General features: G+C 32.7%; 23 protein-coding genes and 2 tRNA genes. 9 read left to right on the top strand and 16 right to left on the bottom strand.

Going from position 1 to position 24174, the window contains the following annotated elements; all coding sequences use genetic code 11:
• Nucleotides 1–220: 220 nt before the first annotated feature.
• The 6 genes from HMPREF2597_RS04360 (at nucleotide 221) to HMPREF2597_RS04335 (ending at nucleotide 5483) form a co-directional block, all read left to right on the top strand.
• Nucleotides 221–295: transfer RNA gene (locus tag HMPREF2597_RS04360), tRNA-Glu, on the top strand.
• 8 nt (nucleotides 296–303) lie between these two features.
• Nucleotides 304–376, top strand: a tRNA-Asp gene (locus tag HMPREF2597_RS04355).
• A gap of 453 nt (nucleotides 377–829) precedes the next feature.
• Nucleotides 830–1531 carry a response regulator YycF gene (gene yycF / locus HMPREF2597_RS04350; RefSeq protein WP_002479194.1) on the top strand — a complete coding sequence of 234 codons (702 nt, stop codon included), beginning with the start codon at nucleotides 830–832 and terminating at the stop codon, nucleotides 1529–1531.
• Nucleotides 1532–1543: 12 nt separating this feature from the next.
• Nucleotides 1544–3367 carry a cell wall metabolism sensor histidine kinase WalK gene (gene walK / locus HMPREF2597_RS04345; protein WP_002461016.1) on the top strand — a complete coding sequence of 608 codons (1824 nt, stop codon included), beginning with the start codon at nucleotides 1544–1546 and terminating at the stop codon, nucleotides 3365–3367.
• Nucleotides 3360–4691: a two-component system activity regulator YycH gene (yycH, locus tag HMPREF2597_RS04340; RefSeq protein WP_002492045.1), complete on the top strand. Its 1332-nt coding sequence runs from the start codon at nucleotides 3360–3362 to the stop codon at nucleotides 4689–4691. Before walK ends, yycH begins: the two co-directional genes overlap by 8 nt.
• Nucleotides 4692–5483: a two-component system regulatory protein YycI gene (locus HMPREF2597_RS04335; protein WP_002461012.1), complete on the top strand. Its 792-nt coding sequence runs from the start codon at nucleotides 4692–4694 to the stop codon at nucleotides 5481–5483.
• Between the two features lie 170 nt (nucleotides 5484–5653).
• On the opposite strand, the gene icaC is transcribed toward HMPREF2597_RS04335, so the two are convergent.
• The 5 genes from icaC to HMPREF2597_RS04310 form a co-directional block, all read right to left on the bottom strand.
• Nucleotides 5654–6727: a polysaccharide intercellular adhesin biosynthesis/export protein IcaC gene (icaC, locus tag HMPREF2597_RS04330; protein WP_002461010.1), complete on the bottom strand. Its 1074-nt coding sequence runs from the start codon at nucleotides 6725–6727 to the stop codon at nucleotides 5654–5656.
• Nucleotides 6717–7580, bottom strand: coding sequence for an intercellular adhesin biosynthesis polysaccharide N-deacetylase (gene icaB, locus HMPREF2597_RS04325; RefSeq protein WP_002479192.1), 864 nt, complete (start codon nucleotides 7578–7580; stop codon nucleotides 6717–6719). The genes icaC and icaB overlap by 11 nt, the downstream gene beginning before the upstream one ends.
• Nucleotides 7564–7890, bottom strand: coding sequence for an intracellular adhesion protein IcaD (gene icaD / locus HMPREF2597_RS04320; RefSeq protein WP_002461006.1), 327 nt, complete (start codon nucleotides 7888–7890; stop codon nucleotides 7564–7566). The genes icaB and icaD overlap by 17 nt, the downstream gene beginning before the upstream one ends.
• Nucleotides 7860–9083, bottom strand: coding sequence for a poly-beta-1,6 N-acetyl-D-glucosamine synthase IcaA (icaA, locus tag HMPREF2597_RS04315; RefSeq protein WP_002479191.1), 1224 nt, complete (start codon nucleotides 9081–9083; stop codon nucleotides 7860–7862). Before icaA ends, icaD begins: the two co-directional genes overlap by 31 nt.
• Before the next feature lie 251 nt (nucleotides 9084–9334).
• Nucleotides 9335–10369, bottom strand: a complete 1035-nt coding sequence (locus HMPREF2597_RS04310; RefSeq protein ID WP_002479190.1) for a family 20 glycosylhydrolase — start codon at nucleotides 10367–10369, stop codon at nucleotides 9335–9337.
• A 593-nt stretch (nucleotides 10370–10962) separates the two neighbouring features.
• Here HMPREF2597_RS04310 and HMPREF2597_RS04305 point away from each other — a divergent pair.
• Complete coding sequence (locus HMPREF2597_RS04305) at nucleotides 10963–11763, top strand: MBL fold metallo-hydrolase (RefSeq protein WP_037540904.1); 801 nt, start codon at nucleotides 10963–10965, stop codon at nucleotides 11761–11763.
• A gap of 404 nt (nucleotides 11764–12167) precedes the next feature.
• Nucleotides 12168–12647, top strand: coding sequence for a 23S rRNA (pseudouridine(1915)-N(3))-methyltransferase RlmH (gene rlmH, locus HMPREF2597_RS04300; RefSeq protein WP_002479188.1), 480 nt, complete (start codon nucleotides 12168–12170; stop codon nucleotides 12645–12647).
• An 87-nt stretch (nucleotides 12648–12734) separates the two neighbouring features.
• On the opposite strand, the gene HMPREF2597_RS04295 is transcribed toward rlmH, so the two are convergent.
• Entirely contained in the window at nucleotides 12735–13736 is a 1002-nt protein-coding gene (locus HMPREF2597_RS04295; protein ID WP_141760418.1) for a DNA adenine methylase, read from the bottom strand.
• Nucleotides 13726–14724 (bottom strand): DNA cytosine methyltransferase, encoded by a 999-nt coding sequence (locus tag HMPREF2597_RS04290; protein ID WP_070817199.1) that lies wholly within the window; start codon nucleotides 14722–14724, stop codon nucleotides 13726–13728. Before HMPREF2597_RS04290 ends, HMPREF2597_RS04295 begins: the two co-directional genes overlap by 11 nt.
• Before the next feature lie 130 nt (nucleotides 14725–14854).
• Between HMPREF2597_RS04290 and HMPREF2597_RS04285 the strand changes: the two genes are divergently transcribed.
• On the top strand, nucleotides 14855–16066 hold the full coding sequence (locus HMPREF2597_RS04285) for a hypothetical protein (protein ID WP_070817198.1): 1212 nt from the start codon (nucleotides 14855–14857) through the stop codon (nucleotides 16064–16066).
• Between the two features lie 298 nt (nucleotides 16067–16364).
• Here the strand turns inward: HMPREF2597_RS04285 and HMPREF2597_RS12870 are convergent, their stop codons facing one another.
• The 9 genes from HMPREF2597_RS12870 to ssb form a co-directional block, all read right to left on the bottom strand.
• The gene (locus HMPREF2597_RS12870; protein ID WP_225307317.1) at nucleotides 16365–16595 is read right to left on the bottom strand and encodes a hypothetical protein; all 231 of its coding nucleotides are present in this window, start codon (nucleotides 16593–16595) and stop codon (nucleotides 16365–16367) included.
• A gap of 146 nt (nucleotides 16596–16741) precedes the next feature.
• Entirely contained in the window at nucleotides 16742–17251 is a 510-nt protein-coding gene (locus HMPREF2597_RS04275; RefSeq protein WP_070817197.1) for a DUF1643 domain-containing protein, read from the bottom strand.
• 15 nt (nucleotides 17252–17266) lie between these two features.
• Nucleotides 17267–17578 carry a DUF960 family protein gene (locus HMPREF2597_RS04270; protein WP_070817196.1) on the bottom strand — a complete coding sequence of 104 codons (312 nt, stop codon included), beginning with the start codon at nucleotides 17576–17578 and terminating at the stop codon, nucleotides 17267–17269.
• Between the two features lie 95 nt (nucleotides 17579–17673).
• On the bottom strand, nucleotides 17674–18012 hold the full coding sequence (locus HMPREF2597_RS04265; RefSeq protein ID WP_070817195.1) for an SAUGI family uracil-DNA glycosylase inhibitor: 339 nt from the start codon (nucleotides 18010–18012) through the stop codon (nucleotides 17674–17676).
• Nucleotides 18013–18486: 474 nt separating this feature from the next.
• Nucleotides 18487–20115, bottom strand: coding sequence for a cassette chromosome recombinase CcrB (gene ccrB / locus HMPREF2597_RS04260; protein ID WP_070817194.1), 1629 nt, complete (start codon nucleotides 20113–20115; stop codon nucleotides 18487–18489).
• A 21-nt stretch (nucleotides 20116–20136) separates the two neighbouring features.
• On the bottom strand, nucleotides 20137–21486 hold the full coding sequence (gene ccrA / locus HMPREF2597_RS04255; protein ID WP_070817193.1) for a cassette chromosome recombinase CcrA: 1350 nt from the start codon (nucleotides 21484–21486) through the stop codon (nucleotides 20137–20139).
• Nucleotides 21487–21663: 177 nt separating this feature from the next.
• Nucleotides 21664–21921, bottom strand: coding sequence for a hypothetical protein (locus HMPREF2597_RS04250; RefSeq protein WP_070817192.1), 258 nt, complete (start codon nucleotides 21919–21921; stop codon nucleotides 21664–21666).
• A 67-nt stretch (nucleotides 21922–21988) separates the two neighbouring features.
• On the bottom strand, nucleotides 21989–23779 hold the full coding sequence (cch1, locus tag HMPREF2597_RS04245; protein WP_070817191.1) for a cassette chromosome replicative helicase: 1791 nt from the start codon (nucleotides 23777–23779) through the stop codon (nucleotides 21989–21991).
• Nucleotides 23779–24069, bottom strand: a complete 291-nt coding sequence (gene ssb, locus HMPREF2597_RS04240) for a cassette chromosome ssDNA-binding protein (protein ID WP_070817190.1) — start codon at nucleotides 24067–24069, stop codon at nucleotides 23779–23781. Before ssb ends, cch1 begins: the two co-directional genes overlap by 1 nt.
• Nucleotides 24070–24174 lie beyond the last annotated feature (105 nt).

Raw genomic sequence — 24174 nt, 5'->3', positions numbered from 1 at the left:
TATCGTTCATAGTCTAAAATATAATGATGTTCCAAACTGTTACTGACAATTAGGAACGTGCAGTAAAATTTTACTGCGCGTTCTTTTTTTTACTATATTATATGGTAAAAATGGAATATGCTGCTGTTGATTTAATTTATTAAAAAAACATTAATATGCTGTAAAAATGTCTTGTATTTAAAATATTAGCTATGCTATAATCTATCTTGTGCTTAAGAACGGCTCCTTGGTCAAGCGGTTAAGACACCGCCCTTTCACGGCGGTAACACGGGTTCGAGTCCCGTAGGAGTCACCATTGATTTAGGTCTCGTAGTGTAGCGGTTAACACGCCTGCCTGTCACGCAGGAGATCGCGGGTTCGATTCCCGTCGAGACCGTATTGCTTACCCAATAGGGTAGGCATTTTTTTATGCTTTTATATAAAAGTAGTTGTGTCACGCATGGTTAATACTACAATAGCATGTTGCAATAAAAACTTAATATTTTAAATGATATGGATAAGAAATCCCGCAATGAATACCCATTGTTATAACATCATTTTGTAATATTTAATTGGATTTTTAAAAATCGGCTAAATTCAAAAGATAGAATAGACTAACTTATTTGTAAATTAGGCATAGAGTGGTAAACTTATAAAAAATATTATTCTATAATTTTACTTATGAAAATAGAATTCGCAGTATATTAATGGTAAATTATATAGTAGATACTTGTGTAGATAGGAACGATTGTTGGATATTTCTACACAGAAGATTTATTTTATATAAGTAAAGAACTTTTTAATAGAACAGATGTGAAGAACTACAATTTTAGAAATGAGGTTTTTAGATATGGCAAGAAAAGTTGTTGTAGTTGATGATGAAAAACCAATTGCTGATATTTTAGAATTTAATCTAAAAAAAGAAGGATACGATGTTTATTGTGCCTATGATGGTAACGATGCCGTTGATTTAATTTATGAGGAAGAACCAGACATTGTGTTATTAGATATCATGTTACCTGGTCGAGACGGCATGGAAGTCTGCCGTGAAGTACGTAAAAAATTCGAAATGCCAATTATCATGCTAACGGCAAAAGACTCTGAAATTGATAAAGTATTAGGCCTTGAATTAGGTGCTGACGATTACGTCACAAAACCTTTCAGTACACGTGAATTAATTGCTCGAGTTAAAGCTAATTTACGTCGTCATTATTCACAACCTGCCCAAGAAGTGAATAACGCATCAAACGAAATCACAATTAAAGATATTGTGATTTATCCAGACGCATATTCTATTAAAAAACGCGGTGAAGATATTGAATTAACACATCGTGAATTTGAGTTGTTCCATTACTTATCTAAGCATATGGGTCAAGTGATGACACGTGAGCACTTGCTTCAAACTGTTTGGGGCTATGACTATTTTGGAGATGTACGTACGGTTGACGTAACAATTCGTCGTTTACGCGAAAAAATCGAAGACGATCCATCACATCCAGAATATATCGTAACTAGAAGAGGCGTTGGATATTTCCTCCAACAACATGATTAGAGGAGTCTTTGCATGAAGTGGCTGAAACAATTACAATCCCTTCACACTAAATTGGTTGTTGTATATGTTCTTTTGATTATTATTGGAATGCAAATTATTGGTTTGTATTTTACAAATAGTTTAGAAAAGGAACTGACAGATAATTTTAGAAAGAATATTAAACAATATGCAACCCAATTAGAAGTCAATATTGAGCGTAGTTATAAAGACGATTCTGTAAATATGCAGAAAGAAGTTCAAAATTTACTTAATGAGTATGCCAACCGTCAAGAAATTGAAGAAATTCGCTTTATTGATAAAGATCAAATTATTATGGCAACGGCACGTTTGTCATCACATAATATGATTAATCAAAAGGTCAATGATAGTTCCGTTCAAAAGGCCATTTCACTTGGACAGTCTAATAGTCATAATGTGCTAAAAGACTATGGCAATGGTAAGGAACGAATCTGGGTATATAATCTTCCCGTGAAAAATGGTAAAGATACCGTGGGCGATATTTATATCGAAGCAAATATCAATGATGTGTACAATCAATTAAACAATATTAACCAAATATTTATTATAGGTACGGCGATTTCACTCTTTATTACGGTGATACTCGGTTTCTTTATTGCGCGAACCATTACTCGACCAATTACCGATATGCGTAATCAGACGGTTGAGATGTCTAAAGGTAACTATACACAACGCGTGAAGATTTATGGAAACGATGAAATCGGGGAATTAGCATTAGCGTTTAACAATTTATCTAAACGTGTACAAGAAGCCCAAGCGAATACAGAAAGTGAAAAGCGTCGTCTTGATTCTGTCATCACACATATGAGCGATGGTATTATCGCAACGGATAGACGTGGCCGTGTTCGGATTATCAACGATATGGCGCTTAAAATGCTTGGCATGGCTAAAGAAGATTTAATCGGTTATTATATGTTAAGCGTGTTAAATTTAGAACAAGAATTTTCATTAGATGAAATTCAAGAGAACAATGATAGTTTCTTATTGGATATAAATGAAGAAGAAGGCATTATTGCCCGGGTTAACTTTAGTACAATTGTGCAAGAAACAGGCTTTGTGACTGGTTATATTGCGGTGTTGCATGACGTTACAGAGCAACAACAAGTCGAACGTGAGCGCCGAGAGTTTGTTGCCAATGTTTCACATGAATTACGGACACCATTAACATCAATGAATAGCTATATTGAAGCGTTAGAAAGTGGCGCATGGAAAGATGGCGCACTCGCACCACAATTCTTATCGGTTACACGTGAAGAAACCGAAAGAATGATTCGTTTAGTTAATGACTTATTGCAATTATCTAAAATGGACAACGAGTCCGATCAAATTAATAAAGAAATTGTCGACTTCAATATGTTTATCAATAAAATTATTAATCGCCATGAAATGTCGGCCAAAGATACAACCTTTGTGCGAGAAATTCCTAATGAAACCATCTTTGCGGAAATTGATCCAGATAAGATGACACAGGTATTCGATAACGTAATTACAAATGCTATGAAATATTCTCGCGGTGATAAACGTGTTGAGTTTCACGTGAAACAAAATGCTTTATATAATCGTATGACCATTCGTATTAAAGATAATGGTATTGGTATTCCAATTAATAAAGTTGAAAAAATCTTTGACCGCTTTTACCGTGTCGATAAAGCACGTACGCGTAAAATGGGTGGTACTGGACTAGGTTTAGCTATCTCTAAAGAAATTGTTGAGGCACATCATGGTCGCATTTGGGCAAATAGTGTCGAAGGGCAAGGTACATCAATCTTTATTACACTTCCATGTGAAGTGATTGATGATGGTGATTGGGATGAGTAATAGAGAGAATATCAAATCAATTATTTTAATTCTACTAGTACTTATGAGTGTGGTATTAACCTATATGATTTGGAATTTCACTCCAGATTTAACACATTTAGACAGCACGGATAGTAAAAAAGTAAGTTCAAAGAGTATTGGAAAACCAATGTCGGCGAAAGAAGAAACGGTAATCTCGCCATTTCAAATTATCCGTAAAAGGGGCGATGATGTAAAAGGTATCGAAGGTTCAAAGGCCAATATATTACAAATGGTTGAGCCATTAAAAAAACACAAAGTTAAAAAGGTAGAAAAGTTACATCACGACTATAATTTAACCATTCCCGAGTTAACTAACCATTATGCAGTGCTTGATTTTACATATGACCTTCCATTGAATGTCTATTTAGGACAGGTACTCGATATTAGCGCTAAAATTCCTAAAAACTTTAACTTCAATCGTATATTAATTGATAAAGATCCATATGACCGTCTGGTGTTGTATGCGATTAGTAAAGATCGCCATGATGCTATCAAATTAACAATGGATGCTAAAGCAGAGTCATTTATAAAATCGTTGGATCAACTTGAAAAAGGAATGACCAATTACTCAGAAATTATTACTAATAAAAATACGATTGATAAAGCAACACATGTGTTTGCACCGAAGAAACCCAAAGAAATGATGTCATATCGCATGGTATTCGATACCATTAATGTAGAGGTGATGAATGCAATTCTTTTTGATGATTCTGTCATTGTACGAAGCGGTCGAGGCGGCGCAACAACCTATAACAACAATACGGGAGTCGCCAATTACAACAACGACAGTGAAAAGTATCATTATCGTAATCTCTCAGAAGACGAATCCAGCTCTAGCGATATGGAAACAACGATACCAAGTACCTTTGACTATATAAATAGTCATGGTGGCTTTGTCAATGATGATTATCGTCTGTTCAGCACAGATAATCATAATGGCCAACTGACATATCAAATGTTCTTAAATGGCCACCCAACCTTTAGTAAACAGCATCTAAATCAAATTCAAGTCACATGGGGAGATAAAGGTATTTATGATTACCAACGTGCCTTATTACGCTCTAGCGTTCCGTTAGAAGGTAAGAGCTGTAAATTGCCAAGCGTAGAAAGCGTTCGTTCCTCATTGGCTAATGATCCTAATGTAGATTTTGAAAAAGTAACCAATATCACAGTAGGTTACAAAGAAAATGACAAGCCAGAACAAAATGATATTGAAATACAGCGCAATAGTGAATTTATGCCTAAATGGTATATTGAATATGATGGCGAGTGGTATGCCTATGAGAATGGGAGGCTTGAATAAATGAACTGGAAACTAACAAAGACACTGTTTATTTTCGTATTTATTCTAGTGAACATTTCGCTTATCGTCATCTATATTAATAAAGTTACACAATCTCAAATTAATGATTCCGAAAATGAGAATCAAGTCAATTTTCAACAAGAAGAGATTAAAATTTCTAAAGACATTTTAGATAAAGATGTTAAAGGAATTAAAATGCAGATGATTACAGCAAGTTCTAAAGACTTCACAAGTTATGCTAAAGCACATTCTTCACTAAAAGCCGAAAAATCAGGCAAAATGTTAAAAGGTGACATAGATTCAACCGTAAATGTGAGCGATAGTAACTTTAGTGATTTGAAAAAGTACTTAATGGAACATATTTATAATGGAAAACTCTATCAGTTAGGTGGCGTAAATAATAATAGCGTCACGTATGAACAAACGTATCAAGATTATCCTATTATGAATAATAGTAAAGCCGAATTAAAGTTCTCAATCGATGGTGGCAAAGCAAAAGCATATGAACAAACCATTATGGATAAAATCGAACCTGCAAAAAGTGATAACAATGATAAAAAGCAAATCATAACACCACGTAAAGCAGTTGAAACACTATACTTTAATCGCTATTTAAAAGAAAATGACGAAGTTATTGATGCACGTCTTGGTTATTATTCTGTCGTGAGAGAAACAAATGTGCAGTTGCTGCAACCTAACTGGGAAATCAAAGTCAAACATAAAAATAAAGATACCGTGAAGACATATTATGTAGAAGCCACTTCAGATAACCCTAAAGTCATCGATCATTAAACACGCATCGCAGGTTGGGGTGGCCTGAAGCTGTCCCCTAAGAAAGCGAGCCAGCAATACGATAAACAAAGAAGCCAGTAAATGCATTTACAAAAACGCATTTACTGGCTAAATTTTTTAAAGGATTTACATCCCAGACAGTAGCAACATGTAATTGATGAAACGAGAAATTAGTATGTTCCTTTAAAATCAATATCCAACTTATAAGGTTGCTTACCAATAATAAAGCGGCAAATATAGAATTCACGTAAAATAATACCAATGCCAATACAAATACCTAGCGTTCCAACAACAGAAAAGATGATAAAAATAATACTTGTATTAATAAAAATAGACGTATACTCATATACATATTCTAATACAATCGGATGTAAGAGATAGATAAAGAAAGAGAATGAGTTAATTAAATTAATAACACCAAACATAAAGTATTTATAATGAATACATAAGCTCAATAATAGTAAAAACATACTCATATGATATAACATTAACGATTCACTATAGCTGGTAACATTCCAGTAATCGTGCTTTCCAAATAAAAAGACAAACATTAAATACGAACCAACAGCTAAGGTTAATATAATAAAAGGAAAATCATGTAAAAATGCGATAATTTTATGATAGTTATAACCAATATAGCCACCTAAGAAGAAGAAAAATATCCATCCTAAAATAAAGGTATTATCACTTAAAGGATAAATTTTATGTACAAATGTCTCAAATTGGTGGTTATGATGTAAATAGTATAGAAAGAAATACTGTACAAAAAATGAGCCAATTAATAATAATTTACTGTTAAAAATTTTAGGTGTTATTTTGTAGATAAGATAGCTTAAGATAAAATATTGAATAATAATTAGAATAAAATAGCCATACCAATAACCTAATACAACATTTTGCCAAAACTGATGCCAGAATGGATCACCTAATTTACGCGATTCACTGTAACAATAGAAACAACCGACACATAAATAAGGCAAAATAATGTATTTAAAACGTGACGTTAAATAGGTGATGCGTAATGAAGCATAATTTAATGTTGTTAACAGTTGTGACAAGATAATAAAGCAAGGCGTGCCAAAGATAAAAATATTTTGTGCATAATAGATGACTTTTAATTGTCTAAGATCATCGCCATCAATACCTCGCATATATTGTGTTAATGTATGTGTGATAATAATGATAATACACAACATTGCTCTTAAATAAATAAGTTCTTTCCTTTTTTTATTTTTAACGGCCATCAGCAAAACCATCCCATTTTTTAATTAATTTATTAAACGCATCTTCATTCATTAAGACACGAGGAATACGATAGTTGTTTTCACTAGGTTTAACAGCTTTATCTTCGAGTGTATAGCCATAGCGAATACCTTCTTTTTTAAGTACTTTTATATTTTGATTGCTTACTTCACCATAAGGATAAGCAATAGAATCGTTGTTTTTATGAAACTGTTTATGAATGAAAAGATTACTTTTGACAATATCATCTTTTAACTTGTCATCAGGTGTACTTGTCATGATGGCTTTTCTGTCTTTAGTCAGTGAATGTAAATTATCCGTATGTGAACTAAAGGTCCAATATTTAGAATGATTTAATATTTTTAAAGTACTTAAATCACTAAGATTTAAATTATGAAAATTTTCATTGCCAATTTGACCAGTAATTACAAATCCTGTAACAGGTATTTTATATTTTTCAATAATTGGATTTGCATTATCATAGACGGATTGTTCCATGTCATCAAAGCTAATCCAGACACTTTTAGGTGGGAATTTACCTTTTTCTTTATAATGTTGAAATTCTTTTTCTGTTAAAAAATGTGCCCCATGTGCTTTAAGCCATTTAATTTCAGCCTCAAACGCTTCTTTACTAATACTATAATTTTTAATTTCTTTGCTGTTAGATAAGGTAAAAAGGGTGTTTTTAAACCAATTATCATCTCGGATACGATGATAATTGAGTGCTAATGCACTATTACCTTTGACGTTGAGCGTTTTTTCTTTGCTTTTTGCACTAGAAATGGTATGTGTTTGAAAGATACATAAGATTGTTAACAACGTTAAAATGCTACATAATTTAAAAAACTTTGCCATGATTAATACCTTCTTTTTTATATATTATTTTTCTACTAATTAAACAAAGTGAGAAGATAATAATGTCAATGATGATAAATTTAAGTAAGGTAAAAAAGATGTCACTCATCGTAACTGCTTCAACGTTTAATAACGTTCTTATGATTAATACGATGTCAATATTAAACGTGAAGAGTGAACCAATAACTAAAATACAAGCAATCATAAAGTAGAGCCAAAATATTAAACTAATAATAAATGTAATTATTTCACGTAATGCATGGCAAAAAGCATGGATTACTAATTTTTTCCTCTGTCTGGACTTGTCCATGTCGCAAACGCTCCTTTTTTACGTCTTAATGCTTTTGGAAAGGCAGAAATAGCGACCAAAGCATTTAACAGCCAATATATTGTTGAATACCAACTTAAGTAAAATATGGTTAAAAGATTAATTTTTTCATAGCGACTATCCACGAATAGCGCAATAACAAATTGTACAGTATTGATAAAAGTCAAAAGCAGCGCTGACAGGATTAATAAAGAAAATTGATAATTTAAGAAATAATAATCTAAAAAATTAGCGTTAATGATATCGATAATTAAAAGAATCACAACGCAATGAACCCAAAGCAATGAAAAGATTTGTTCAAATATCAGCATATACGTTGCTGGATTAAGTGTTTTGATACCTTGTTTGAAGTCCCGAATCAGAACTTCTTGCCCACCTTGTGCCCATCGAAGACGTTGTTTCCATAAGCCAGGTATCGTCTCAGGAACAAGCATTCGACATAATGCGCGTGGCTCATATTTAATGTGTAAGTTGGCAAGATGAAATTTCCAAGAAATCGCAATGTCTTCTGTAATCATATCGATATCCCACTTACCTACTTGTTCAATCGCACGATTTCTGAATAGTGTGAAAACTCCTGATATAGTATTGACCTTGCCAGTTAAAGATTGGGCACGTTTAATACTGCCAACCATGCTAGCATACTCAATTGTTTGAATTTTACCTAAAATAGACTTCTTATTTCTAATACGAGGATTGCCAGTTACCGCAGCCAATTTCGGATTATCGATAAAATGTTCTAACATGAAATAAGGTGCGTCATCATCAATTAAGGTATCTGCATCAATGCCCATCACTAGATCATATTGTGCATAGTTCAAACCTTGATTTAAGGCGTTTGCTTTCCCTTGGTTTTTTTCTAAATCAACAAAAGTGAAATCTAATGTTTTTTGCAGCTTGTAAATAACTTCAGCAGAATTGTCAGAGCTCCCATCATTAATCACAATAATTTGTTTATTTGGAAACTCTAACGATAACAAATTCGAAATCGTGTCTTCAATCGTCTCTTCCTCGTTAAAACAAGGAATTAAAAAGGAAATACCTTGATCACCGATGTCTTTATTTGGCTTCCTTTTAAGCCAAATTTCTGAAAAGAGCATATAAATAACCGTTCCTACTATCCAAAACATTGACATGAAAAGTGGATAGAGAATTAACAAATTTAAATATTTCATTTTCGCCCTCCATCAAAAATGTATTGTGCATTGATGATGATAAGGTAAAAATTTAGGTATTGCAACACTTTTTTAATTTATAAAAAAGACATATAAAAATAATTTTGTTTGTAAAAAATCTACAAATGAACTCACTAAATTCAAATAAAAATTTTATCTGTAAGAAAAATCAATATGTGTTTCTTTTCTTCTAGCGAAAACAATTATCGTGAAGAAAATCTTTTTTGCTGAAAAAAATTAACCTTAAGGAGTTAGGAATTAAAATAAATGCGAATAAACTTATATACATACTCGATTAAATTGGTCTGTTTTAAATCTGAAGCAAATTCTCCCCAAAATGTGAGATATTCACCATTAATATAACTATTGAAATGCGGGTCTTTACGCATATTAGCTGTATTAAAATCTGTTAAACGTGTGTCGGCAATATCAGCTTTCTGCTTAGCTAACGAATGTGTGCTTTGCTGTGCTCTAGGAAAGACGTAGTAAACAGAACGATTAAAATTTTCGACCATAAAGTGGTTAGTGAAAAAGTCAGTTGGCGATGGTGACTGTTTGGATGGTTGATGCCAATACATAATAATAATGCTGTGATTTAAATTTTTGAGTCCTTCATGTGTCAAAGAATCATTCCACATCTTAGGCGTATAATGCTTTGCTTGGACAGTGTCTGCAAGCTGATTCATGTATGAAACAAAATCACGTTGCTGTGCGCCTCCACCAGGTACCTCATCTCCACCGATAACCATTTTTAAATTGTCTTTATACGGTGTTTGATAGAAAATATCAGCAACTTCATTGATTAACTGACGAGATACATCAAGCGCTGTCTGATTTTGTTGAAAATCAAGCATTGTATTATCATAGCTAGAAACAACCTGTCGATATTGAGAGGGATGATGTTTATGGAGTAACGTCAGCATGGCTTTTGAATGTGCAGGGAAGTCTAATTCAGGAATAAGCTGGACATGGTGTTTATTGGCATATTGAACAAGCTCACGCAATTCTGCTTTTGTGAGGTAATAGTGATTTGAATGGGTAGACGTTTGACCTAAGACATTTGAGTAAATACTATAATTGTCATTGTCAGCAAGGTGTAATTGTAGATAACGCCCATTGACACGGCTAAGCTCGCCGATGATTTTCTTAATACTCTCTTTAGTATAATGCGTCCGTGCAATATCAATAGAAATACCCTTTTCAATATCAGATTGCTTACTATGCTTAGGAAAGAAAGTGAATACAATAAGTAATAAAATAACAATAATGGCACTAAGCTTTTTCATAATTGCCCCTCTTTTATTTTTAATATGGTGCATAAGTAATTAGTAATAGTGCAATAACAATTGTTTAAGATAATAAAATAAAAGTTTACATTTTTCAATATATAGTAATTTTCCATCTATATCTCACAAGGCTTATTTATAGTTTTATGAAGTACAAGACAAACGGCATAATCAAATAAGGGAAGACTTACAGTATAGAGAAGGAACTGTGAAGGTAGTATAAAATATAGCACAATAAGGAAAACAAAATATATACGATTCAACTATTGATAGAAGAATTGCGCATGAACGATAAAAAGGTGATAACATATGAAATATTTTCTAGATGCATAAGCGTACATACAGAAACTTAAAATAAAAATATGCGCGCTATTTTAAATCTGTGTATTGGCACATTGTTCTTATAATTGGTATAGTAATATATAAAGATATTTTAGAGGACGGAATACAATGATGTGCTTGTGATACAGCGTGATAACATATCATTGATAATAACGGTCACTGATGTATAACGTGTGGATGGTTGATTTACATAGGAGGACCTCTAAGGGGAGTGTAAATAATAACACACAGCATGACAGATAGTAGGAAGGATGAGTGACGTGATACGTATGAGCGTCTTAGCTAGCGGCAGTACTGGTAATGCTACTTATGTAGAAAGTGAAAAAGGCAGCTTATTAGTTGATGTCGGTTTAACAGGTAAGAAAATGGAAAATCTGTTTAGCCAAATCGACAGAAATATAAGCGATTTAAACGGCATACTCGTGACACATGAGCATAGTGATCATATTAAAGGATTAGGAGTCTTAGCACGTAAGTATCATTTGCCAATTTATGCGAATGAAAAGACATGGAAAATGATTGAAAAGAAAGATAACAAAATACCGATGGAACAAAAATTTATATTCAATCCATATGAAACGAAGTCAATCGCAGGCTTTGATATTGAATCATTTAACGTTTCACATGATGCGATTGATCCACAATTTTACATTTTTCATAATAATTATAAGAAATTTACAATGATTACGGATACAGGATATATTTCAGACCGCATGAAAGGCATGATACATGGTAGTGACGTCTTTATGTTTGAAAGTAACCACGATGTAGATATGTTGCGCATGTGTCGATATCCATGGAAGACAAAGCAACGTATCCTCAGTGATATGGGGCATGTGTCTAACGAAGATGCAGGACACGCAATGACAGATGTAATCACAGGAAACACAAAGCGCATTTATTTATCGCACTTATCTCAAGATAATAATATGAAAGATTTAGCACGTATGAGTGTCGGTCAAGTATTGAATGAACATGACATTGATACACAAAAAGAAGTGTTATTATGTGATACGGATAAAGCACAAGCAACACCTATTTATACACTATAGTTTCAAATGCTATTTTAATGAGCAGGATAATAAAGTCTTAACATGACAGACTTAATCCTGCTCATTTTATTTGTTATTAATTAAGTAGAAGGGCAGTCTAAGAAATGAATAATTGAAACGCTGTCAGTTAACACATAATATATGTGTATAACTATGTAAGACGGTAAGCAAGTTATCCCCAAATTCACGCAAAGTTATCCAGTGTTGTGAACAATACACACAAAAATATACACATTATTCACAGAGTTATCCACATAATCACAAGTTATTAACGCTTTTTTCCAAATAAATCACAAAAATAAGGCTTATTTTTATTCATTATTGGTATAATAAGAGGGTATAGTGTTGATAAGTGTATAACTTGTGGATAACTAGAATAAGTTACTTCATCACGGAGGTTTAATATGAAAATCACAATACTTGCAGTAGGAAAATTAAAAGAAAAATACTGGAAACAGGCTATTGCAGAATATGAAAAACGCCTGAGTGCCTATAGTAAAATAGAACTGATAGAAGTACCAGACGAAAAAGCACCAGAAAATATGAGCGACAAAGAAATAGAACAAGTAAAAGCCAAAGAAGGCCAACGTCTCCTAGCTAAAATTAAGCCTCAAGCAACAGTCATTACATTAGAAATTGCAGGGAAAATGCTGTCATCAGAAGGCTTAGCACAAGAATTACAACAACGTATGACCCAAGGCCAAAGCGACTTCACCTTTGTTATTGGCGGATCAAACGGATTACATAAAGACGTCTTAACACGTAGCAACTACGCACTCTCATTCAGCAAAATGACCTTCCCACACCAAATGATGCGCGTGATTTTAATCGAGCAAGTCTACCGCACATTTAAAATTATGCGAGGCGAAGCATATCATAAATGATGCGGTTTTTGAACATAAGTACTTAAGATAAAACAATAAAGCGATATGTCTAATACCCTTATTAGACATATCGCTTTATTAATGTATTTATAGCTGAAAGTTAACTATTGCTAGTATTTCAGTATTAGTGTTCTTGTTTTCTTTTCCACTAATTTGATAATTATGCTTTTTGGAGTTAATAGACACATCGCCATATTTATTTAGAATACTAAGTATTTCATTTAAATTGGGTTTAATATTGTTATTCAAACTTATAATTGCGTATTTATAAGAATATGAAGCCTCTTTTATAATTTGTTCAAATTTATCAGGAAATGTTTTACTATCAGTTAAATCTGTGTAGCTAATTTCTTTAGAAAATAGTTGATCAAAAGAGCCATAAAATTCGCTATATTTGTTCATGGTGCCAGGGTATGGAGGATCTATATAAAGAATGTCCGCTGTGTTTTTGAAAGTTTTAATCGCGTCCATAGCATCAAGTTGAGTTGCGATATTGTCTTTTCCATTATCAAATATTGATTGATTATAATTTTCTAAGTCACTGAGCATAAGTTCAGTAAAAGTGAGGTTATGGTAAGCTCTTCGTCTCCCATATTTTTGGTAGGAATACTCTTCATCCCTTAATTTTATGATATTCTTCCATGTTATATTCATTCTAGAATAAGGAAGTTTTCTAATCATAGCTCTTCTTAATAATGCTAAAAACACATACTTTTCATAGTTCTTTAGTTTATAGCTATAATTAATAAGTTGTGACAATTCTTCAGTTTCATATTTATAATACAATTTTTCTGATAGCCAATTAAATTCTTCTGTAATAGGTTGCTGCATTGCTTCCATTAAATGATAAGGTTCTAAAAAAGTATTATTATTTTCTATTATAGCTTTTGAAATTACAAACGATGCAAACAATACATCATTTGAAATTACTCTATAATCGTGTTTCTTCAATTCATAAGAAACAGAAGTGCCGCCAGAAAATAAATCGAGTACTGTGTAACTATTATCTAATGGCAAACTGTCTTTTATCCATGATGCTAGTTTTTGTTTATTGCCAATGTAATTTACTTTGGGAAATTTAGTTGTCAAGATTATACTCCTTTTCTAAGAATTTTTTTGTTTGAATGGCTAATAATTCGGATAGTTTAGGAGGAACAGCATTGCCAATTTGTTGCTGAACATTAATACTGGATCCTATAAAAATAAAATCATCGGGAAAAGTTTGTATCCTTGCTAATTCTCTGCTTGTGAGAGCCCTATTTTGAGAATAATGAAATACTTTTCTCATATCACCTGTTATAGTTATTGAAGGTTTAGAACTATCATATTTTATATACTTTCGGATATCGCCTGTTTTAGGGCGAATATTTTCTGGTATTTGTTCTCTGTTTCCTCCATCAGTAATATATTTCATTTTGTTTAGCATGCTGTCCCTGTGATTCATAGCATTATGATTCGGGATGTTTGAGCTTTCTCCACTTTGTAAGGGTTTTAAATCATCTATTGCCTCTTTGATTGTCATAATATTGTTATGAGTTTTTGGATATTCAAATTCATTTTTTTTACTGCCTACTATAATAACTCTTTGTCTTTTTTGTGGTATACCATAATCAGCAGTTTGTAATATCTTATATTGAACTAAATATCCTAACTCTTTAATAGCTGCCTCTATTTCTTTAATTGTTTTTCCTTTATTATGGCTAACTAATCTTGCAACATTTTCAATTATAAAAATTTTAGGTTGCAAAGTTTCTACGAACCGTAAATACTCCCTAAATAGTTGATTTCTAGGGTCGTCAATAAAAGTTCTACCAAATTTACCTGCTAAACTAAAACCTTGGCATGGTGGACCTCCAACTATTACATCTATTTTTTTATTATCCACTAAATTTAAAATATCACTATTTGTAATATTAGCTATGTCGTCAACGATTAATTTGTGGGTTGGAAAATTATATTTATAAGTTTCAGCAATTTTTGAGTCGTATTCAATTGAAAAAATTTGTTCAAAACCTATATTTTCAAAACCTTTAGTCATCCCGCCAGCGCCCGAAAATAAATCTATAAAGTTAAACATTTAATCACCTTTTCCATTTCTATTTTTAATGATATCATAAAGCTAATTAAAATCACTAGAGCTGCGTCGATTAAAACTAACTTATAATTCATATTATAATTTCTAAATTAAGTAAAGAAGGTTGTATAGTATGTTAAATAACTCAAAAAAGAAAGTAATTGAGAATCAAAATTATGAAGATTATTGGAGACTAACACTAGGTACCTCAGCATTTTTTGACAATCAATTTATTAGAACATTACATATAATAGTAAAGCATATAGATGATTATAAGCTATATGATAAAACAGATGAAGAACTAATTAAAAACTTGAATGTAAAAAGAAAACGAGTAAAAGAAGAAGTTGTTAGGTATCAAGAATTAATACAAAAAATAAAAAAAGTTTACCCAAATGATGATAAAACTGGAGCATCTACTAGGAAACAAATAAATCAATATATAAAATTGGGGTTTGTTGAGCCATATTTAAGAGGATACAATAAAGGTGCTAAAGAGATGATAAAGCCAAATCGTTCGATTGAAGAACTAAAAAGAATTTTTTCAGATACTGTTTATGAACATGCGACTTTTAATTCTTCAGTTACTAACGATGATAAAAATAGTAATCAAGTGAAATTTATAGTTAAAACGCTACTAAATAGAGAAAGAAAAGTCCTAGATATAAACGAGTTAATTGGTATTATGCAATTGGACATAAAAGACCAAGAATATGCGCGAGAAAAAGAGATATTAGTTAATACAAATTGGGCTGATAATATACAATTTGCAGAAAGAAAATATAATCAAATAAGCTATATTTTGAGAGTATTAAAGCAATTACAACTATTTGAAACTAGTAATACTAGTAAGCATAACATTAGTAAATTTCATATTTCATTAACAGAGCATGCGAAAGAGTATTTACCAAAAGAAAACGAGCAGAAGAGGGACTACTATAGATTTGCACTAATGAAAAAAGCTGTTTACGAAGAGAGTATTAGGATTTATGATAAAAAAATATGTTGGTTTACCAAGGAACAATCAGAAGGTTTAGTCGTATCACACATTTATGCTTCAAATCTAGCTTTAAAAAATTGGGATATCGACGAAGCTTATGATCCAAGTAACGCTTTATTACTTAAGCCGGGAGATGTTGATCAATATTTTGACAAATATAAAATGACCTTTGATGAGTATGGTAACGCAATACTATCTAAGGTTGTTCGTGAAGATTTTATTGATACTATTAAAAAAAATAATTATAAAATAGATAAAGATATTTTAAACCAAAAGCGGAAAAATTATTTAAGTATACACAATAAAATATTTAATGAAAAAAACAAAATTATTAATGAATTTTAGCAACCTCTATATTCCTGTGTTAAGAAATAACTTTATTGCTAAATGATAATTTTTTTATTGATATTATTTATAAGTATTTGGATAAATGAATAATGTTGAACATGTCATAAAATGAATCTAAACCTTAGGTAAAATGTTACCTAAGGTTTGTTTTTATATTATATAATTTTTATGCTAATTCAATTTTAGTTTCATGGTCCATAGATGTTTTAGGTCCATTCCATATTTGAACTGTTCCATCATCTTTAACTACGATGGTATTAGCTCCAGTACCTGATTTATTATTTGCATTAATCGTCTATTCTGACCCATTGTACTCCAGTTCTTGGAATTTTAATAAGTCTGCATCTCTTACTTCATTTACACCTGCAATAGCATAATCAAAAACATTATCTCTAGTTACTTGTTGTTCACCACTTGCATTTTCTTCTGTTGAATTAATTTCTTGTGTTTGCGTTTCATCTGCATTTACTTGTTCTTGATAATTATAAGAATCTTCATTATTAGAAGATTCATCGTTTTTTATCATCTAATTGAGATTGTAAATTTTCCTGTTTTAATTTCGGCTCTTTGTATTTTGCATAACCAAATATTCCTGCTGATGTCAATACAACTAACACTGCTAATACAGATAATACTGATATTAATTTTTCATTCTTTATCCTTCTATATTGGTTAAGATTTCAAAATCCATTTGTGGCGTGCTTTCGGATTAAGGGGGTGCATGATTTCATTGGTTGCTGGGTTCATGAGTTGTTTCACTTTCTTCTTATGTTGTTTCAACATTTCTAATACTTCATTAACACGTGCTTCAACAACGGGCTTTTTAGCGTAAGCACCCCATGCTAATATCACTTCATCTGATTCTTTCACTGCTTTCATAATTTGAATATTTGTATGATTATCATAAGCATTTTCTTCTAAATGTTTGAGATTGATAGGTGTTGTAATATTAGAGTATAGATTCACAAAATAGATGGACCCAAATGCATCCATTTCTGAAACTTTGTTCATAATGAGTTGGGTTGTTAGGTCAATATTGATAATGCCATCATAGTGCGGATACATCGTGATGATTGTAAGTGTTTGTTTTTCACTGTCCCATGTTTTCTTAAGTAGATAACGATGTTGTTGGTCATCACTGAATATGGCTTCAGTTTCTAATGTATTTTTTATTGTTTTCATGTAATATTCACTCCTCTAGTATTCTTCTGGTAGTAACATGACATAATAAGAAAGGCCTACATCATCTTCACGGATAATGTAGACCTTATTGATATTGATAGGTTGATTGATATTTGCCTTTTGAGTTTTCACATATGCTGGTCGTTCTTGTTTGTGTTTGATATATAATTGATTGCGATGTTTATTGAACTGGAATATATGAAAATAATCTACTGAAGTATTATCTTTGGTTTGTTCTTGTTCTCGCTCAGATACGAGTTGCCATAATTGGTGTTGTAAGATATTAGGTAAGTTGTTGGCGATACCCCGGGTGATATATCTATTCATAAGAGACTTCCTTTCGTTCTGACTCTTTCATCCAAATGATGATTTCACTTAGTATTGTAATGACTAATTGTGTAATTTTGATGTATTTATGCATATTATTCTCCTCCTGTTAGTAAGTATCGTTGATCCAAAAGAGGCATGATAGTGTTGTGTAGGTATAAGAAATCCATATCGTGATTTTCGTCGATATAACCGATGGCTATGAGTTGTTTCTGATAGTAGAGAATGAAAGGATAGATATTACTTTCGTGAAGTGTGTCAGAGTAGTAGGTATTAGTCTGAAGTATTTTATTACTGAGTGGGCCAAGTCTTACATATTGATTGGGTAAGATATCATCAGCGATTTCCTCGATAGATTCACATTCCCACTTTTCATCTTTTGGCAGTTTGAATAAGTTGGTTATATAGTGCTTGAGTTGTTGTTCTAGTGTCATTATTATGACCTCCTAATGTATTTGATGGATGTATGCATGTGATACATCTTATTGATAATATAAGTTTGAAATACCATTTGTTTCGCCTAGAAATCCCACTGAAATACAGAAAAGATCCCAATCGAAAGTCGTCACAATTGTTGATATGACAAGGAAATCCCGTTATCCCGCTCATTTCTCGGGAAATATAGCTATATATTTATATATCATTTGGATTAATAGGTGTGGTTATGATTTACTTTTTTCTTTTTATATTATTTATTTATAAATAATAATGGGATTTTGGGATTACGCTTGCGTAATCCTTCTCTTACATGAAGTTAGCCAATCCCGTTACTATCCCACTTATATTTTGTTTTGGGATGTTCTTTCGTCATATCAATATAAGCTTCACATTGAGATATGACTGGTTAGCGTGTTGAAAAGATTCGTTAGATGGGTGTTATTGAATGACGAAAGGACAGTACATAGATATTAAATTTGAAAGTAGAGTGTTTGAGGCAAAAATAAAGACGAAGTGCTGAGGAGCACTTCGTCTAGATTATTATTATTGAAAAGTTGTTTAATAATCTCATTATTGAGCTTGAGTGTGACAAAGAATTGCTTTTTATGATTCTCATCTTTACGAATGTCAATACGGTCAATAACCGTTAGGTACAAAGCTTTGAGCTGTGATTTATCCATGGATTCTATATTTTGAAATATTCGTTGTAATAAAGCAGCGATTTGTTTCGTATCGTAAGATGGTTTTTCTTGGTTTTGTTGCTGCTTGAGTTGATTAATTTGGTTTGTGATATCATTCAGTTGTGTTTCATATTGATGAATGGTTGGTTTGAGTGCAGATGTTAAGTCTGGATTGTCTTCGATGGTTTGAATTAGATTTTTTAGTTTAGTGTTTATTTCATCAAATTGTTGTTGCTTATATGCGATATCATGGTTAAGTGCAGCCATATCAATTTGACTATCTTGATTAACACGTTCGACAACTTGTTTGAGAACTTTATCACTTTTGACAATTTCGAGTATTTGATCCATAACGTATTTCTCAATCACATCAGCTCTAACGCTATTCGCAGAACATACTTTTGAGCCTTTGTTTCGGAAGTTACTGCAAGAATAATAGCGTATTCGCTTCTTGGTACCATCTTTGAGTGTATTAGTGGTATTACTTGCCGCCATAGGTGCGCCGCATTGTGGGCAGTGAATAATACCTGTTAATAGATTGGTTCCTTTTCCATGAACTTGAGGTTTTTGACTGACCTGTTTTTTGCGTGATTGGACTTTATCCCATAATTCTTGACTAATAATAGGAGGGTGTTTACCATCAGTTATAATAGGTTTATCATTCAGTCCTTTACGACGCTTTTCATTCCAATCTTTGTACTTCGCAAATTGAATTTTACCAATGTAGAATGGATTGACTAAGATATAGGTTATTGAATTGATGCTAAAAGGATTATCTTTTTTAGTAACATATCCTTTGTGATTGAGGGCATTGGCAATTTTACGATAGCCATGCCCTTTAGCGTATGATTCAAAGATATACTTCACAATATTGGCTTCATGTTGGTTTATCATGAGTTCATGTTTATTGTCTGGAATTTTCTCATAGCCAAGTGGAATATTGCCTTGATAATAGCCTTCTTGTGCACGTCTGGTTTGTCCCATGAATACATTTTCGACAATGTTATTGCGTTCGAATTCAGAGAAGCTCGCAAGTATTTGTAACATCAGTTTACCCGAAGAAGTGTTGACTTCCATACGTTCAGATAAGCTGAAGAATTCGACATTTTGTTTATGTAAATCTTCGACAATTTTGAGTAAGTCTGATGTATTACGTGCGAGCCGGTTTGTTTTATATACCATGACACAATCGATGAGACCTTCATTCGCATCCTTCAACATACGTTGGAGCTCAGGGCGGTTCATAGATTTTCCTGAGATACCACGATCAGCATAAATATCTGTGACTTCAAAATGATGAAATTGACAGTATTCTTTAATCTGATTGATTTGTCCATCGATACTATAGCCTTCAGTACTTTGGATTTCCGTTGATACACGAACATAGATACCGACACGTTTTTGTTTGAGTTGTTGCATAGCTGATTTATCCTTTCTTGTTTAGCCAGTTGATGATTGTATCGTTTGATTAACGATGTTTAGTGGCTCATTTTTTATATAGATTCCGCTTAGTTCTTTATTTTTAGTAATATGAATGACATCAATATAGGGATACAACATGTTTAACGTGAAACTTTTCTGTATAACCTTTTGTAGTGATGTTTGTAACTGAGTATCACTTATTGAGGATATGGTTTTGCGATTTTGAAGCACTGATTGAGACTGATTCCTAAATGTTTCAGCATCAATCATACCTTTGGCAAGTTTATCTATCAGTTGTTCTTGCGTGAGTATATGTTTAGCTTCTATGTCCCTTTGTCTTTTGAGTCGTTGTTGAATTGTATGGTTGATTTTTGAATAGAGCTGTTGGTTCTGAAAGAAGTCCTGACAAGTCTCTAAGACACTTGTTTCTAATACTTGCGCATTGATTCCTTTGAATGCACAGACAAAACGTGATGCATTCATATTTTGAGGACAGACATAATAACGTAACGTATGGTGCTTTTTTCTAATCGTCATATTAGTCAGTGTTGAATTACAATATGGACATTTGATTTTCTTCTGAAGTTGATTATCTGATGGAGTCCGTTTTGTATGTTTTTGTGACCGTATTTCTTGAGCTTGTTCGTATATATTGGTCGAAACAATAGATGGGAACATGTTGTCATATTGTCCATATTGATTGATAACGCGACCACAATAATTAGGATTCGTGATAATAGCGCGTACTTGGTAGGGTTTACGATTAATACATTTATCATCTTTTTCTAGGTATTGCGCAATTTTCTTATAACCATAGCCTTGTAGGTAGTAATGGAATATTGCCTTTACCGTTGGAGCTTCATCTTGATTAATTGTGAATGTACCATTGCGATAGGTATAACCAAATGGTGCATGTGTCGTGATGAGTTTGCCTTGTCTAGCTTTTTCTTTAAGACCATTTTTAACTTGTTCGCCTATATTATCAGATTCTAGTTCGGCCAAGCTGATGAAAATATTGAGTTTGAGCCGATCGAATGCTTTATCCATATCAAAATAGCCATCATGAACGCTTAAGATATGGACATGGTATTTTTGACACAATTTCATGAGTTTTAATGCATTTTTTAGATTACGATGAAGTCGATTCAGACGATAGCAACATAGTACGTCACATTGTTCCTGTTGAATCAGTTCAGTAATTTGTTGATAACCATTCCGCTTATCAGTACGTCCTGATTGTTTATCGTTATAAAAAGTAATATGTGGAATATTATGTTTTTCGGCTAATGCCTTGATGGTTTGTTTTTGTGCTGCTAAGGATTGTTGCATTGTAGTGCTCTGTCGTAAGTAACCAATTGCTTGTTTCATCCTGTTTCCTCCTTCCACAGTGATAATATATATTTATGAACGAATTTATAGATGAGCCCAACACTAGTGAGGTGTTGGGCGTTATTATTAGTCATCAGAGTGATTGATTTCTTCAATCACTAAATCAGCGAGTAAAGTGATTAATTCGTCCATATGGTTCAACCTCCAAATATTAAATTATATTGAATTGATAACATGTTGCATTGTTATTCGTTCTAACCGTGTACTTGGGACAAAATGTTCAGTTATCTCTTTTTCATTTATGAATTCAGGGTACAAGTGATAAAATTTTAGTAGCTTCTGTTCCGTTTCAGTTAATACATATTGTTGCATATGGTAGTATCTGTCGATATAATTAACGACAATAGGTTTTTGATGATCATCGACTTCTACTGAATCAATTGTGTAATTTAATAAGTTGACGTTTATTTTCATTTTTATGCCTCCGATTAATTTAATGAGCTACAACGCATAGAGCGTTGTAGCGGTATAATATTCAAATTTATAGGTCTAAATCATCATTTGCTTCTTTTTCTTTCGCTTGTTTCATAAAGTTATTAAGCAAATCTGGATTTGTATTACCATCAAATTGCGGTGGTGTAAAAGTTTCAGTATTAGAGCTTAAGCCGAAAATAGGGGCAAGCTCTTTATCCAATTTAAGATGATAGAATACAATCGATTTTGTTTTACCTTGAGCATCTTTGACACTACGTTTGGTCGTTTTACGGTTGCGATCCGATTGCATATAACCTTTATCTCGAAGGGCATCGATGACAGTATTAACATCTTGGAATTGATGTTCTTCCAACATGTTTTTAAAAACATTTTTCAGCATTTTAACTTGTATGTGGTCTTCTTTGAGTTCAATAAGTCCATAATTCTCAATCATTCTTGATAGCTTGGCATCCTCAGAGAATTTCCCCCGGTTTTGCGCTACAAACTGAACAATAACCTCGATAGATTTCGCTTGTAGTGAGCGTTCTGAAACTGACTCCAAGTGATAACTAACCAAGTATTCTCTTACTACATCTATATCAATAGGTACTGCAATAACACGTTCGAATATCCGAGCAGATGTCGCAATCACTGCATAGCGTTTGAACATACGAATACCAGTATTACTCGTTTCATTTTTTAGTTGGTTTTTGAACCAATCATGTTCCGCATGAAACCATTTAATTACTTCGTCTTCACGTTTTAAAAGATATTCAGCTACTAATGGCATTATATGGCCATAATTGACCGATGTAGCCCTTTTAATTGCATCAGCATTGTCAGCACTTGTTGTAAAGGCTTCAGATATTTCAATCGTACGGACGTTCAAACCATCATTACGTGCACTATCATTTAAAATACTGTGTTCTGCGGTACTTATCACTGTGGTGCCCCAATTTTTGAGTGCTTTGACATTACCATCAATATTAGAGCGTTGTCGGCCTTGTCCCTCTGCCAAACTGTACAACAATCCAGTAGTGTCTTTGAAGGTTGCAGCTGACAATTCATCTAATACGATAGGCACACCAAAGTTACTACTTAAATATCCTTCAAGCGCGTTTCTAGTACCATTCCATGATCTAAACAGGGTATTACTACCTTTAGTAGGGTTGCCGGCTATTGAAACAGCTAAAGCAGCTGCAGTCGATTTACCTGTGCTTGAATTTCCCATAAATGAGAATATGGTTCCCGCAAACTCGACCTCATGTCTTGTTTTTAGGAACGCAGTAACTAATGAAGAAGCAGCAAATACTACTGCAAGTTCTAGTAGTAAGTTCCCTTTAACTTGTTTTAAGTACATCTCCCACCAGCCTTTGAAAGTACCTTTTGGTTGTAAATCATAGTGTGTTTCACAAATGATTTCATTAGCTTGAGATTGCTCTATTTCTTTTGAAAAGTATGGTTTATCCAATGAAATGACCATACCTTCATCATCAGACTGTAATACACCTACGCCGGTATATAATTTAGATAATGGAAGTGACTGGCGCATCGATTGTAACGCATAGCTTAATGATTTAATGTACCGTTCATTGATGTTGAAGCCGTACTTAATCAATCCAGGTAGCTTGAAAGATGTTAAGATATCTGATGCTTCAATACGTTCAATATTTTTTCCATCTGTAATAATTAACTTCTCAACCCCTGTAGATGGGTCGAGAAATTTATTTTCAATAATGATGGGACTAGACAATTGAATGATTTTTTCTACATCATTGTTACTTTTAGGTGGAATCACTTCATAAAAGCCATTTGAATTTAAAAAATATGGATATTGCTTGAATATGTTGTTAGTCATTAGTTGTTACCACCTTTCCAGTTACTTTTGTGACGCATTGGATTAGGACCAGTTTTTTTATACAACAAACTACCATTCTTTTTACCTAAAATCTTAAATGGAAGTCCTGGCGTATGCTTAATCCAGTAAGCAAAACGACGTCCAACTTCACGTTGGTCGTTAGTGCTACAGACCATACCAGATTTCTCTCTTAGCTCACTATAAGTGAATGTACTTCCCACCGATTGCTTGAATGCCATAGCATACATACAATTATTAATTTTATTTTGTTGCTCAGTTTTCTTATTCATCTAAAACTACCTCCAATTTTTATTTGAAAATCAAAGGTGCGCACAATTAATTTTCTAAATATAGTATCGCATGAGTTATAATGATTAAGGATTAGAATAAAAAGG

It is taken from the genome of Staphylococcus sp. HMSC063A07 (assembly GCF_001836955.1).
Classification (GTDB): Bacteria; Bacillota; Bacilli; order Staphylococcales; family Staphylococcaceae; genus Staphylococcus; species Staphylococcus lugdunensis.
Note: the sequence above shows the minus strand (reverse complement) of the source record. Positions and strands in the feature narration are given on the sequence as shown.